At 50.3% G+C, this 13,636-nt stretch carries 12 protein-coding genes; 9 read left to right on the plus strand and 3 right to left on the minus strand.

Translation table 11 applies throughout. The annotated features are described in order from the left end of the window. Window positions 1-64: 64 nt before the first annotated feature. Window positions 65-1,918, plus strand: coding sequence for an ABC-F family ATP-binding cassette domain-containing protein (locus R2083_RS01780; RefSeq protein ID WP_317537307.1), 1,854 nt, complete (start codon window positions 65-67; stop codon window positions 1,916-1,918). Window positions 1,919-1,959: 41 nt separating this feature from the next. On the opposite strand, the gene fliE is transcribed toward R2083_RS01780, so the two are convergent. From fliE to R2083_RS01795, 3 genes are all read right to left on the minus strand, one after another. After that, complete coding sequence (gene fliE, locus R2083_RS01785) at window positions 1,960-2,283, minus strand: flagellar hook-basal body complex protein FliE (RefSeq protein ID WP_132424418.1); 324 nt, start codon at window positions 2,281-2,283, stop codon at window positions 1,960-1,962. Window positions 2,284-2,379: 96 nt separating this feature from the next. Continuing rightward, window positions 2,380-3,699: a sigma-54 dependent transcriptional regulator gene (locus tag R2083_RS01790; RefSeq protein WP_317537308.1), complete on the minus strand. Its 1,320-nt coding sequence runs from the start codon at window positions 3,697-3,699 to the stop codon at window positions 2,380-2,382. Then, a complete protein-coding gene (locus R2083_RS01795; protein WP_317529847.1) occupies window positions 3,696-4,892 on the minus strand; it encodes a sensor histidine kinase in 1,197 nt (398 codons plus the stop codon). Before R2083_RS01795 ends, R2083_RS01790 begins: the two co-directional genes overlap by 4 nt. A gap of 349 nt (window positions 4,893-5,241) precedes the next feature. Between R2083_RS01795 and fliF the strand changes: the two genes are divergently transcribed. The 8 genes from fliF (at window position 5,242) to fliM (ending at window position 13,621) form a co-directional block, all read left to right on the plus strand. Further along, complete coding sequence (gene fliF, locus R2083_RS01800) at window positions 5,242-6,921, plus strand: flagellar basal-body MS-ring/collar protein FliF (protein ID WP_317529848.1); 1,680 nt, start codon at window positions 5,242-5,244, stop codon at window positions 6,919-6,921. Continuing rightward, window positions 6,914-7,909 carry a flagellar motor switch protein FliG gene (fliG, locus tag R2083_RS01805; protein ID WP_317529849.1) on the plus strand — a complete coding sequence of 332 codons (996 nt, stop codon included), beginning with the start codon at window positions 6,914-6,916 and terminating at the stop codon, window positions 7,907-7,909. Before fliF ends, fliG begins: the two co-directional genes overlap by 8 nt. A 75-nt stretch (window positions 7,910-7,984) precedes the next feature. After that, the gene (locus R2083_RS01810) at window positions 7,985-8,689 is read left to right on the plus strand and encodes a flagellar assembly protein FliH (protein ID WP_317537309.1); all 705 of its coding nucleotides are present in this window, start codon (window positions 7,985-7,987) and stop codon (window positions 8,687-8,689) included. Between the two features lies 1 nt (window position 8,690). Further along, window positions 8,691-10,097, plus strand: coding sequence for a flagellar protein export ATPase FliI (gene fliI / locus R2083_RS01815; protein ID WP_317537310.1), 1,407 nt, complete (start codon window positions 8,691-8,693; stop codon window positions 10,095-10,097). 16 nt (window positions 10,098-10,113) lie between these two features. Then, complete coding sequence (fliJ, locus tag R2083_RS01820; protein WP_317537311.1) at window positions 10,114-10,572, plus strand: flagellar export protein FliJ; 459 nt, start codon at window positions 10,114-10,116, stop codon at window positions 10,570-10,572. A gap of 79 nt (window positions 10,573-10,651) precedes the next feature. Beyond that, window positions 10,652-11,824, plus strand: coding sequence for a flagellar hook-length control protein FliK (locus R2083_RS01825; RefSeq protein WP_317537312.1), 1,173 nt, complete (start codon window positions 10,652-10,654; stop codon window positions 11,822-11,824). Between the two features lie 326 nt (window positions 11,825-12,150). Then, the gene (gene fliL, locus R2083_RS01830; RefSeq protein ID WP_317529853.1) at window positions 12,151-12,636 is read left to right on the plus strand and encodes a flagellar basal body-associated protein FliL; all 486 of its coding nucleotides are present in this window, start codon (window positions 12,151-12,153) and stop codon (window positions 12,634-12,636) included. A 7-nt stretch (window positions 12,637-12,643) separates the two neighbouring features. Then, window positions 12,644-13,621 (plus strand): flagellar motor switch protein FliM, encoded by a 978-nt coding sequence (fliM, locus tag R2083_RS01835; RefSeq protein ID WP_292983577.1) that lies wholly within the window; start codon window positions 12,644-12,646, stop codon window positions 13,619-13,621. Window positions 13,622-13,636: the final 15 nt, after the last annotated feature.

The raw sequence follows: 13,636 nt of genomic DNA on the forward strand, positions 1-13,636 counted from the left end.
ATTCGCAAGTTTGCTTTCCTCTCTTAAGCTGTTCAATCGGGTGTTCTGAAATTTTTACAATGTTATGCTGAATATTCAGTCTTTGACTTATTTGCAAGGCGGGGTTCCGCTGCTGGAAAATTGCCATTTGCAGATTTTTGCCAATCAGCGTGTGGGGTTGGTCGGTAAAAACGGGTGCGGGAAATCCACTTTGTTTCGTTTGATCCGGGCAGTGATCAAGCCGGATAACGGCGAAGTCAGTTTGCAATCGGGCAAAACCGTTGCCTTCGTTGAACAGGAAATCGTTAACTCGGCGCAGTCTGCCATTGAATTTGTACTGGATGGCGATGTGGAATTGCACCGGCTGGACAAGATTCTGGCTCAGGCTGAGCACGATGCCGCCTGGTTTGAAGCGCAGCAGCGCTATGAAGCCATTGACGGTTATACCGCACGCGCCCGAGCGGCGCAGCTATTGAGCGGACTGGGTTTTGCCAATGCCGCGCTGGAGCAGCCGGTTGATCATTTCTCGGGCGGCTGGCGGATGCGCCTGAATCTGGCGCGCGCCTTGATGCACCGTGCCGATTTGTTGTTGCTCGATGAACCGACCAATCATCTGGACCTGGAAGCAATTCTCTGGCTGGAACAGTATCTGGCGCGCTATCCGGGCAGCTTGGTCGTCGTATCGCATGATCGTGAGTTTCTGAATGCGTGCGTCAATCGCATCGCGCATATCAATGACCGGAAAATCGACAGTTATAGCGGTAATTATGATGATTTCGAGCGCGCGCGCGCCGAGCGTCTATTGCAACATAATCAGGCTTTGCAGCAACAACAAAGACAAATTGCGCACATGGAGGATTTTGTGCGGCGCTTCCGCGCCAAGGCCACCAAGGCCAAACAAGCGCAAAGCCGCATCAAAGCGCTGGAACGCTTGACGCGTCTGGCGCCGCTGGCTGTGGAAGATGGTCACTACGAGCTGCAAATTGAAGCGCCGGAACGGAGCCCCGATGTGTTGTTGCGCGTACAAGACATGAGCTTTGGTTACGGCGGTCATCTACTGTTTCAGCATGTCCATCTGATCTTGCAGGCGGGTGCGCGGATTGCATTGCTGGGACCGAACGGTGCGGGAAAGTCGACATTGATCAAACTGCTGACCGGAGAAATTCAACCGGTAACCGGTTCATTGGAATGGGCGCAAAATATCCGTATCGGTTACTTTGCGCAGCACCAGCTGGAGAATCTCGACGGTAAGGCGACGCCTTTGCAGCATATGCAGAAACTGGCGCCGGCGCAAATCGAACTGGATTTGCGGAAATTTCTGGGGCGGTTTGGGCTTGGCGGAGAGGGTGAAGACCGCCCAGTCGCCAGTTTTTCCGGAGGCGAAAAGAGCCGTCTGGCGCTGGCTTTATTGGCCTGGCAAAAACCGCATTTGCTGTTATTGGATGAACCGACCAATCATTTGGACCTGGACATGCGCGATGCACTCACGTTAGCGCTGGAAGCCTATAGCGGCGCCGTGGTGCTGGTTTCGCACGATCGCAGCCTGGTGCGTGCGGTGGCGGATGAATTGTGGCTGGTGGCGGATGGCAAAGCACAGCTGCTCGATGGCGATCTGGAGGATTACAAAAACTGGATAGAAGCGCGCCGTTCCAGTGAAGCTGCGGAATCAAAGCCAGCTTCGCAAAAAATCCAGCCTAAAGCAGCAGCGAAACCGAACAAGAAAGCATTATTGTCCAAACAAGCAAAACTCGAAGCGGCTCTGGAGATTGCGCAAAGGGAATTGGCCGAAGCAAACCGCCGTTTAGCGGATCCGGCGACGTATACGAACTGCCCGCGTGAGGAAATTGATCGGCTCAGCACCGTTCATGCGGCACTGGAGAAAAAAGTGGCTGAACTTGAAGAAAACTGGCTGGAACTGGAAATGGCGATGGAAGAATGAATAAATGCGATTGAGGAAAATCAGATCAGCGGCAACCGGTCTTAAACCTGCATGTTCATGATTTCCTGATAAGCGGTCACCAGCTTGTTACGGACTTGAACCATGGATTGGAAGGATACGTTGGCTTTCTGTAACGAGATCATCACTTCATGCAAATCGACATTCGATTGGTCGCTGACAAATTGTTCGCTCAGCTTATCTGCGCTCATTTGCGCATGATTGACCTGATCGACAGCCGCTTTGAGTTTCTCGCTGAAATCAACACCTGCAACTTCATCCGCGCCCGATAGTTTTTTTACACCGGAAGCCAGCGCCGATGTCGCTTGCAGCTGCTGCAAAATGTTATCAATTCCGGCTTTGTCCATGATTCACTCCAACATAAAGTTTTTTAAGTATCGCGTAAAAAATCATAAAATTCAAATGATCCTAGTCAGCTCTATCGGTAGAAGCTGGGGTTTTAATTAGCCCGACATCCGGTATTGCTGCAATTTATACCGTAGCGTCCGTTCGGAAATCCCCAGCTTCTTTACGGCCAGTTTGCGGGAACCATTAACGGCTGCCAAAGTTTCCAGGATATGTTTGCGTTCGAGCGTTTTCATATCTTCAGAATCAGAAGATGATTCCTGATAAATAGCTTCCGCGGCTTGGACTGGATCCGCTTGCGGCAAATGGAGATGCTCGGTATCAATGATGTGATCCGTTGCCAGAATCATGGCGCGTTGCATGACATTTTCCAATTCCCTGACATTGCCCGGCCAGGGATAGTGCGTTAGTGTGCTGATTGCAGCTTGCGTCATGGTGCAGGGCGGCTGCGCCGAACCTGTTGCTGCTTCGATAAGCACGCGTTGCGCCAGAGGTTCGATATCCAGCGGCCGTTCCCGCAAGGGAGGTATTTCGATCGGAAACACGTTGAGGCGGTAGTACAAGTCTTCACGGAACCGCCCGCTTTTAACGGTTGCCATCATATCGCGGTTGGAAGTCGCCAGAACACGGATATCCAATTTGATTGCTTTATGCCCGCCGACGCGCTCCACTTCTCTTTCCTGCAAAACGCGCAGCAATTTGGCTTGCAGTTCCAGCGGCATTTCGGAAATTTCATCCAGCAGCAATGTGCCGCCTTGCGCTTGCTCAAACTTTCCGGGCTGAGCCTGTGCCGCGCCGGTGAAAGCGCCTTTTTCATAACCGAATAAAGTCGCTTCCAGCAGATTTTCCGGAATCGCCGCGCAATTGATCGCGACAAAGGGCTTGGCCGCGCGTAGGGAATGCTGATGGATAAAACGCGCGATGACTTCCTTGCCGCAGCCGCTTTCACCCGTTAGCATAACAGTTGCCGGTGATTGCGCCACCCGCTTGGCCAGGGATAGTAATGCCCGTGTACGCGGATCCTTGGCAACGACGTTGTCATCCTGTTCCGGTTCGGATAAGGCGTAGCGCTTGATATGCGCCAGTAAATTGTCCGGATCGAACGGTTTCAGCAAGTAATCGCATGCGCCTGTCTGCATCGCGGCAACGGCTTTTTCCACATCGCCATAGGCCGTCATCAGCAATACCGGTAGTTCCGGGTTAAATGCCTTGATTTTTTTTAATAATGTAAAGCCGTCAACGGGGCGCATTTGCACATCGCTGACGACCATGCCTACCTCGGATTCTTGCAGAATAGCCATGGCAGTATTGCCGTTCGAAGCGGGCAATGCCGGATAACCGGCCAGTTTCATCGTGGTGCAGATCGCTTCCAGCAAATCCTGATCGTCTTCTACCACCAGAATGGGCAGTGCTTTCATAATTTATCTCCTCTATTTCTTGGCAGCCGGATCATAAATTCGCTTCCCTCGCCCGGCGCTGAATGAATTTTCACCTCACCGCCCATGGATTCAATGACACCGCGGACGATGGCTAAGCCCAGCCCCGTGCCTTCCGCGCGCGTGGTGAAGAAGGGTTCGAATAATCGTTCTTGTAATGCCGCTTCGATGCCTGGACCATTGTCATGAACACTCAGGATGATATTTTTTCCTTCCAGGCGGCTGGTCAGAATAATTTTCCCGCCTGTAGCCGATGCTTGCATGGCGTTTTCCAGCAGATTGATCATGGCGCCGCATAAAGCCTGCCGATCTGTTATCAAAGCTTGTGCCATGCTCTGATCCTGCACAATAAATTGCAAATCCTGCTGTGTTATTTGTGGCTCTATGACTTGATGCAACTCCGCTAGCAAATCGCTGATGACGACACGTTCGCGCCGCCTTGCTTCGCCTTTCACAAAACGCAGCATATCTTTTGTTAAATGCTCGAGATGGTGCAGGCGTTCAATGGTTTTTGTTGCGAATTTGCGCCGCTCGACGGGCGTCAAAGCATCGCTTCCCAGGTGATTGGCATAAAGCAATGCGGTCGAAAGCGGGGTGCGTAACTGATGTGCCAGATTGGCCGCCATCTCGCCCATGGAAGTCAAGCGTTGATTACGCCGGATCTGTTCCTGTATGGCATAGGCTTCAGTGATATCGTTCACCAGCAAAATCCGCCTGCCAGCTGCGTCGGTGGCGCTGCTCTCGATGCGAATACGCCGTGGCTGCGCGGTTTGCTGCAGTTTTACCAGCCACTCATTGACGATCGCCGTTGGCGACAAACGTTCTTGCGTTACTTGCCGCCAATCCCCGCCAACCAGGGATTCGCCAAGAATGGCGATAGCAGCCGGATTGACTTGTTCGATGCATTCCTGAGCGTCAAGCGCGATGACGCCGCCCGGTAATGCGTTCAATAATAGGCTTAACTGCTGCGATAGATTTTCCTTAGCGATTAATTGTTTGTGCAATTCACCGTTGGCAAGCGCCAGTTCACGGGTGAGCTGCGCTACCTGGTGCTGTAAATCCTGATAGACGCCGGATAGCTGCTCCGATGCTGCATTAAAAGCCGCGAACGCCAGCTTGAGCTGCTCTTGATCGGCCGGTATCGGTTTAATTTCACTGACGTTTTCGGTTTGCACGCGTTGAGATGACGGTTGTTGGGAATGGTCAGTAGCTTACCACCGCGACCTGTTCCGATCATGTTGCGAATAGGGCAAGCAAACCTATTCTATTTAAGCATTCAGATTTTATAAGTTTATAGATAATCATCGCATCAATAAAAATCCATTTTGTATGAGGATAGTTGATTGATGTTTTTTTACGGCATGGCGCTTGATCAGTTGAACAATGATGCTGTCAACGGCATGCCTGGTAATGCAAACTAAATAACAATAATTAGATTAGTTTTAGAAAAGAAATCTTCGGTTTGTCGTCGATGACAAATCCAATATTGATGAGCGGCCCAGAATTTAAGCAGGAGAAAAACACGTGGCAACAGTACCGAGTGAATCCAATACAACAACACCCGCCTCAGCAATGAGTCTGGGGCAGTTTAGCCAGTTATCCAATCAAAAGAAGCTTGGATTGATTCTCTCGGCGGCGGCTGTTGTCGCTTTGCTGGCGGGTGCCTTGATGTGGAGTCAGACACCGGAGTATCGCGTGCTCTACAACAATGTGCCGGATCAGGATGGCGCTTCCATTATCGGCGCTTTGCAACAAATGAACGTGCCGTACAAGTTTTCCGAAAGCGGCGGCGCCATCATGGTGCCCGAGAAGCAAGTGCATGAAGTGCGGTTGCGCTTGGCGGGACAGGGATTACCGAAAGGCGGTCTGGCAGGATTTGAGTTAATGGAAAATCAAAAATTCGGCGCCAGTCAATTCCTTGAGCAAGTTAACTACCAGCGCGCGCTAGAGGGTGAATTGGCGCGTTCGGTTCAGTCCATCGCCGCGGTGCAAAGCGCCCGCGTGCATTTGGCAATCGCCAAGCCTTCCGTGTTTTCACGGGAAAAGCAGCAACCGAGTGTTTCGGTATTACTCAATTTACATCCGGGCAGGGTGCTGAGTGTTGAGCAAGTCAGCGCGATTGTGCATTTGATGTCCAGCAGTGTGCCCAATTTGCCGGTAAAAAATGTCACGGTCGTGGATCAGCACGGCAATCTGCTCAGCACACAGAACGATAAGCAAGATTCCAGGTTTGACGCGAAGCAATTGGAGTATATCCAGGAGCTTGAGGAAAATTATATCCGCCGCATCGAAGCTATTTTGACGCCGATTACCGGTGCCGCCAATGTGCGTGCCCAAGTGACTGCCGATGTGGATTTCTCCCGCGTTGAACGCGCCGAAGAAATTTACCGGCCGAATAATACCGAATCCGAAGCAGCTGCGATTCGCAGTCAGCAAACGCTTGAAGCGACTTCGACGGGTTCGAAATTGGATGGTGGTATTCCAGGGGCATTATCCAATCGTCCGCCTGAACCTGCATCTGCGCCCATTGAAGCGGGCGGGGAGAACAAGGAAGGCGGCGATAAACCGGCAGTGCCGACTGACAAGAAGAAAGAATCAACGACGAATTACGAAGTCGATAAAACCGTGCAGCATGTACAGCAATCGACCGGCAATATCAAACGCTTATCCGCGGCTGTCGTGGTGAATTACCGCAAGAAAGTGGATGAAAACGGTGAGGTCACGAACGAACCGTTAACAGCCGATGAGATCAAGGAAATCAACAATCTCGTGCGCGAAGCCATGGGTTATAACGAGAAACGCGGGGATTCACTCACGGTAACCAACAATTTATTTACGCACACGGGCGAAATGGTGCTGGATGTTCCACTCTGGAAAGATCCCGATGTGATCATGCTGGCCAAGGATATCGGCAAGCAATTATTGATCGCGGCTGTGGTTTTATTTTTCTTGCTGAAGATACTCAAGCCGTTTCTGAAAAGCTTGACGCCCCCAGCTCCACTCCCGCCGCCAGCGGAGCAAGGGCAATTAACCGATGGCAGCGCAGTAGCAGGTCAATTGCCGGGGCAAGTCGATGAAGCGGCCATTCAAGCGATTCAGAAATCGATCTTCGATGAAAATCTCAAGCGCGCCAAGCAATTGGCTTTGGATGAACCTGCTATTGTTGCCAATGTGGTGAAAGATTGGATGGGTAAAAATGGATGATGATGGAATCAAGAAGAGTGCAATTTTGCTGATGACCTTGGGCGAACAAGAGGCGGCATCCGTGATTAAGCTGCTGGGACCCAAAGAAGTGCAAAAGCTGGGTGAAACCATGTCCACACTGCAAAACATAACACGTTCGGAGATCGAAGGTATCGTAACGGAATTTTGCAATGAGGCCGAGGGCAGAACCACGCTGGGTCAAGGCTCGGCCGATTATATCCGGAAAGTTCTGACCAGCGCGCTGGGCGATGAAAAAGCGGCCAATCTTATCGATCGCATTTTGCAAGGTGGCGATACCAGCGGGATTGAAGGATTAAAGTGGATGGATGCACCGTCGGTGGCAGAGCTGATCAAGAATGAGCATCCGCAGATTATCGCCACCATCCTGGTTCATCTGGAACGGGATCAGGCAAGTGAGATTTTGAGTTTGTTCAGCGAACGGCTGCGCAACGATACGTTGTTACGCATTGCGACACTCGACAGTATTCAGCCCGATGCGCTGCGCGAACTCAATGACGTGCTAACAAAATTGTTATCGGGCAGCAATAACATCCGTAAAGCGGCGATGGGCGGAGTGCGGGCCGCCGCGGAAATTCTCAATTTTGTGCCGACCGCGCAGGAAGCCAGTGTCATTGAGAATGTCAAACAATATGACGAAGAATTGGCGCAAAAAATCATGGATGAAATGTTTGTATTCGATAATCTGATCGAAATTGATGACCATGGCATTCAATTGCTGCTGCGCGAAGTTCAGTCGGAATCCTTGATTGTTGCCTTGAAAGGCGCGCAAGAAGAATTGCGTAAGAAAGTTTTCAAGAATATGTCGCAGCGTGCCGCTGAAGCCCTGCGCGAAGATCTTGAGAGCAAAGGTCCGGTCCGCGTGTCCGAAGTCGAAGCCGAACAAAAAGAAATCCTCAAAATTGTGCGTCAATTGGCTGACGATGGGCAGATTGTATTGGGCGGAAAAGGTGACGATGGTTTCATTTAGCGGATCGTTTTTTCGTTCGATCCATTGGACCAATGCGCAACAGCCCATGTTTATTACTGAATCGCAGGTATATCGATGATTGCAAGTAACTTTGTTCCCAAGGAAAAGCTCAGTGCTTATCAACGCTGGGAAATGGATTCCTTTGAAGCGGCGGATATGCCGCAAGAAACCCGGGAGATTGACGCTGAACCGGGCTTGCAGCCGGATGATGAGCCACAAGTTGCGCTGCTTGCCGAAGAAGTTGCGGCGGTTTTTCAGAATGCCAAAGATGAGGGGTATGCGGCGGGTTTGCAAGAAGGCCATGCGGCCGGGTATGCGGAAGGCAGAAGCATAGCGGAAGCTGAAGTTAAAACGGAAGTGGCGCATATTCAAGCGCTACTGCACAAGCTGGATCAGGATCTTCATGACATGGATCAGCATGTGGCGAATGACCTTCTGGAACTGGCCCTTGCGCTGGCAAAAAAAATAGTAACGGAGGCATTGAAATTACAGCCCGAGCTGATCATACCGATCGTGCAGGAAGCCATCCGTAACTTGCCCAGCACCATGCAGAATCCACGCCTTTTCTTACACCCGGAGGACGCCAAATTGGTGCTTGCGCATTTGAGCGGCCAACTGGAGCAGGATCATTGGAGCATCCGCGAAGACGAACAATTACCCCGGGGCGGTTGCCGCATTGAAGCCAGCGGCAGTGAAGTCAACGGAAGTCTGGAAGTACGCTGGCAACGAGTATTGTCAGCAATCGGGCAGCAAGACGCCTGGCTCGATAGGAAGAATTAATATGTCGCGCCATGAGCAATGGGGTGGTTTTTTAAAGAACTGCACACAACTGGTTCATCCCTCCAGCCCATTCCTATTAAGCGGAACCATTACGCGCGTTTCCGGACTGGTCATGGAAGCGGTCGGGTTGAAACTGGCCGTCGGTAGCAGTTGCACTATTTTCCTCTCGAATGGCCATAGCGTTTCAGCTGAGGTTGTGGGATTTTCCGGAGAACGTTTGTTTCTCATGCCATCCAGTGATGTGTATGGTTTGTCACCCGGCGCGAAAGTGGTGCCTGCCGAACTGATGGGTGAATTGCCTCGCCTCGGTAGTTTCCAGCATCCGCGCCGGCGCGCGGCGGATCGCGCCAAACATGTGTCCGTCGGCCCTGAGCTGTTGGGACGTGTGCTGAACGGTGTCGGTGAACCGCTGGATCGTCTCGGCCCTACCCATGCGGAACACAGCGTGCCGCTCTACAGCCGTCCCTATAATCCGTTGGAGCGCGTGCCGGTGACTGAGCCGTTGGATGTCGGCGTGCGAGCGATTAACACACTGCTGACGGTCGGGCGCGGGCAGCGGATGGGATTGTTTGCCGGTAGTGGCGTGGGTAAGAGCGTATTGCTGGGCATGATGGCGCGTTACACCACAGCCGATGTCATTGTGGTTGGTCTCATTGGTGAGCGGGGACGCGAGGTTAAGGAATTTATCGAGAATATTCTCGGAGAAGAAGGGCTTGCACGTTCCGTGGTGGTTGCCGCGCCTGCCGATACTTCGCCGTTGCTTCGCCTGCAAGGTGCAGCCTATGCAACGGCTATTGCCGAGTATTTTCGCGATAGCGGTAAGCATGTGTTGCTCATTATGGATTCATTGACTCGTTATGCCATGGCGCAGCGGGAAATTTCTCTGGCGATTGGTGAACCTCCGGCGACTAAAGGTTATCCGCCATCGGTATTTGCCAAATTACCGCAATTGGTTGAGCGGGCCGGTAACGGCAATCAGAATAGCGGTTCGATCACGGCCTTTTATACTGTGTTGGCAGAAGGAGACGATCAGAACGATCCGATCGCCGATAGCGCTCGCGCCATTCTGGATGGTCATATCGTGCTTACGCGGCGGCTGGCTGAAGCGGGACATTACCCGGCCATCGATATCGAAGCTTCGATCAGCCGGGTTATGACCAGCGTGGTGCCGCAAAAACAGACGGATATGGCGCGGCAATTTAAGAGTCTTTATTCGCGTTATCAGCGTAGCCATGACCTGATCAGCGTTGGCGCTTATGTCGCGGGCACGGACCCGGAATTGGACCGTGCTATCCGGCTTTACCCGTCAATGGAAAAGTTTTTACTGCAAAATATGCTTCAGCACGACAACTTTGCCGATAGTCTTGAAAAACTATCCAAATTGTTCGAGAGCGAAGGAATCCGCTAACCAAGGATAAATGATCATGCCAACAACGTCGTCGCTGAAACTGCTGCTGGAATTGGCTCAACAACAAACGGATGCTTCCGCCAGGCACTTGGGGAAGTTAAATTTTCAACAGCAGGAAGCGGAAAAGAAATTGAATTTACTTTTGCAATACCGCCACAGTTATCAATCGCATTTTCAGAATTTCACAAAAACGGGGATTGATCATATTGAATGGCTTAATTTTATTGCATTCATGGATAAGCTGGATGCTGCCATCACGGAACAACGTCAAGCGGTTTTACATGCGCAGAATAAAAGAAGCGTGGGCAACGATGAGTTTTTATCCTGCCAGCGTAAATTAAAATCCTTCGATACCTTATCTCAGCGTCAACAAAGAGCTGAGAATCAAAAGCAAATAAAACAAGAACAAAAGATGCTGGATGAATTCGCTCTGAATTCATTTCATCGTAATGCCTCTTCTGTCAAGGAAAGTTGATTACAACCATAGCAATAGCTGGATTGGTATAGATATTGCTTATTCATAGCATAAATTAATCGTACGAGACCATAAACCTATGTTAAACATATCGGTTGCACCTCAAATCAAATCGTCGGGTGAAAGCACAGCAGCGCTGATAAGTGCCGGTTCATCAGGGGCTAACACTAACGATGCGGTGACGGAAGACTTCGGTAAAGTCCTTGATCGTCAAGTATCGGAAGCAACAGAAAAGCAGGATAAGCATAAGCAGAATGACGCAACGAATGCTGCTCAAGAGCGTTCGGATAACACAATTCCTGAAAAAGATAAGGATACGGATTCCGCTGCGGATGTTCCCGCGGATGGCACTAACAGTTTTATTCAAAGCTTGTTGACTGATGCGACTACGGCATACAAAACGACGCCGTCATTACAGGCTATGGGAACCGTAGTCAATCCGGATGCAATGATGGCGGCATCCACGTTGCAGCAGGGCGTAACCTCATTACCGGTCAATACAGCATTGCCTCAAGAAGGTGAACAAATTGCCCATGCCGTGACTCCGGCTGTAAATCAATTGCTGCAGCAAGGACAAAGCCAGGCAAATTCAGTCGCGGGCAACTCGGCTTCGTTACCCAATAATTATTGGCAATATTTGGGAACGGCAGATTCTGCCGCTTACGGCAAATTCTTGCCCCCTTCAGAAATGAAGGAAGATATTCAACTCGACAGTGCAACACCGATATTTAAGACCCAGGAAGAACCGATTACAACACAATCATTCGGCTTAAATAGCATCACAGCTGCAACTTCCCAGACTGCGGTTTCAATGGATGTCAAAGTCGATGCACCCGTAGGTCAGCACAGATGGGGCGGTGAATTTGCGCAAAAAGTTGTCTGGTTGACAACGCAACAGCACCAGGTTGCTGAAATTCGCCTGAACCCGGCTCATCTCGGACCGGTTGAAGTGATGTTGAGTATTACGCAAGATCAAGCGACGGCGCAATTCATATCGCCTCACTCAGCGGTGCGTGACGCTATTCAGGAAGCTTTGCCGAGACTGCGGGAGATGATGGCGGAGAGTGGGATTCAATTGGGTAATGTAATGGTTGGCGCTGATTCATTTCAACAGGAAAGTAAACAGCAACAAGCGCAGTATGCTGCAAAAGACACGGGCAGTATGAGTGGTGTGAGACAGGAAGTTACCGGCCAAATTCAAACGGCTGCCGTGCCAATCAGACATCAAGGTCTCGTCAATACTTATGCGTGAAGATCAATCCAGTCAGTTTTTTGTTACAAAGTATTAATTCCATATGTATCACCGGTCACGCTGATCAGTCTTGTATCAGTGTGACCGGTCTGGTTTCGATCAATTCATCTGGATTCCCGTGTCTGTGCGATTCAAACACGAACTGATCGTTTGCTTTAAACTCATCAATATTTCTTTGTTTTCAAGCCAAAAATCAGCGCATATGCGTTGAATTCCCCGCCAGCTTCCCTAGCTGAAAATAGCGACATTATTTCAGTGTTATTTGTGACATCGGTTTATGGTCATCTCGCCCATAATGGATTTCATTCAATGAGGAGTTGCGAAAAATGGCAAAAACGATGGAAGCACCAGCTGCAGAAGGTAAAAAGAGCAAGAAGGGACTGATTATTATCATCTTGATAGCAATCATTGCGATCGGTGCAGGCGCCGGTGGCGCATGGTACTTCATGAAGATGTCAGGCGGTGAAGAAGCCGAACCGGAAAAACCAAAAACTAAGCCGACTAAATTCATGGAACTGGATATTTTCACGGTTAATTTGCAACCGGAAGATAACAGTCAATATCTCCAGGTCGGATTAACAGTCAAGGTTCGTGAAACCGAAGTCGTGCAAGAGATTACCAAACAAATGCCGGATATCCGCAACCGGATTCTGATGTTGCTGTCCAGCAAAAAAGCGACCGATATTGCAGGTATTCAAGGGAAACAATTGTTAAGCCAGCAGATCGTTGAAGAAATCAAGCAATCGCTGGGTTCGGAAGATCTGCAAGAAGATGTACGGGAAGTGTTATTCACATCATTCGTAATTCAGTAATCATTCCATGGCTGAAGATTTTCTTTCACAAGACGAGGTCGATGCACTTCTCAAAGGCGCCACGGGCGAGAGCGATGAAGTGCAGGAGGAAGAGGATCGTGGCGGGGTCCGGCCTTATAACCTCGCAACGCAGGAACGCATTGTTCGTGGCCGGATGCCGACCTACGAAATTATCAATGAACGTTTTGCGCGCTTCTTCCGCATCGGCTTGTTCAATTTCATGCGCCGCACAGTGGACATTGCAGTGGGTCCGGTCAAGGTGATCAAGTTTAGCGAATTCGTGCGTAACTTGGTGGTGCCGACCAATCTCAACATGGTACATATGAAACCATTACGCGGTACGGCGTTGTTTGTTTTTGATCCCAACCTGATTTTCCTGATTGTGGATAACTTGTTTGGCGGCGACGGCAGATATCACACGCGCGTGGAAGGAAGAGACTTTACCCAGACAGAGCAACGCATTATTCATCGTTTGCTCGAAGTGGTATTTGAAGATTATGAAAAATCGTGGAAATCAGTGTATCCGGTGAAATTTGAATACATCCGATCGGAAGTGAACCCTCAGTTTGCCACGATTGCCACACCGAACGAAGTCGTGGTGACCGTTACTTTCGATATCGATATGGGTAACCAAGGCGGTGAATTCCATGTCTGCATTCCTTATTCGATGATTGAACCCATCCGCGATACTTTGTATAGCGCGCTGCAAGGCGATCACCTAGAAGTTGACAAACGTTGGATCAAATTATTGTCACAACAAGTACAAGGGGCGGAAGTGGAATTGGTTGCTAATCTCGGGCAGACGAAAGTGACTTTTGAGCAGATTCTCAGCATGCAAACCGGGGATATCATCCCGTTGGAGATTCCTAAGTCCATTACCGCGCACATCGACGGGGTGCCGGTTATGGATTGCCGCTATGGCACCATGAATGGGCGTTATGCGCTGAGAGTCAACAATATGATTGCGCCGTCCGAGTCTGAATAATTTATTGGAGAGTAG

Origin of the sequence: Nitrosomonas sp. Is35 (genome assembly GCF_033063295.1) — a bacterium.
In the GTDB taxonomy this organism is placed as follows: Bacteria; Pseudomonadota; Gammaproteobacteria; order Burkholderiales; family Nitrosomonadaceae; genus Nitrosomonas.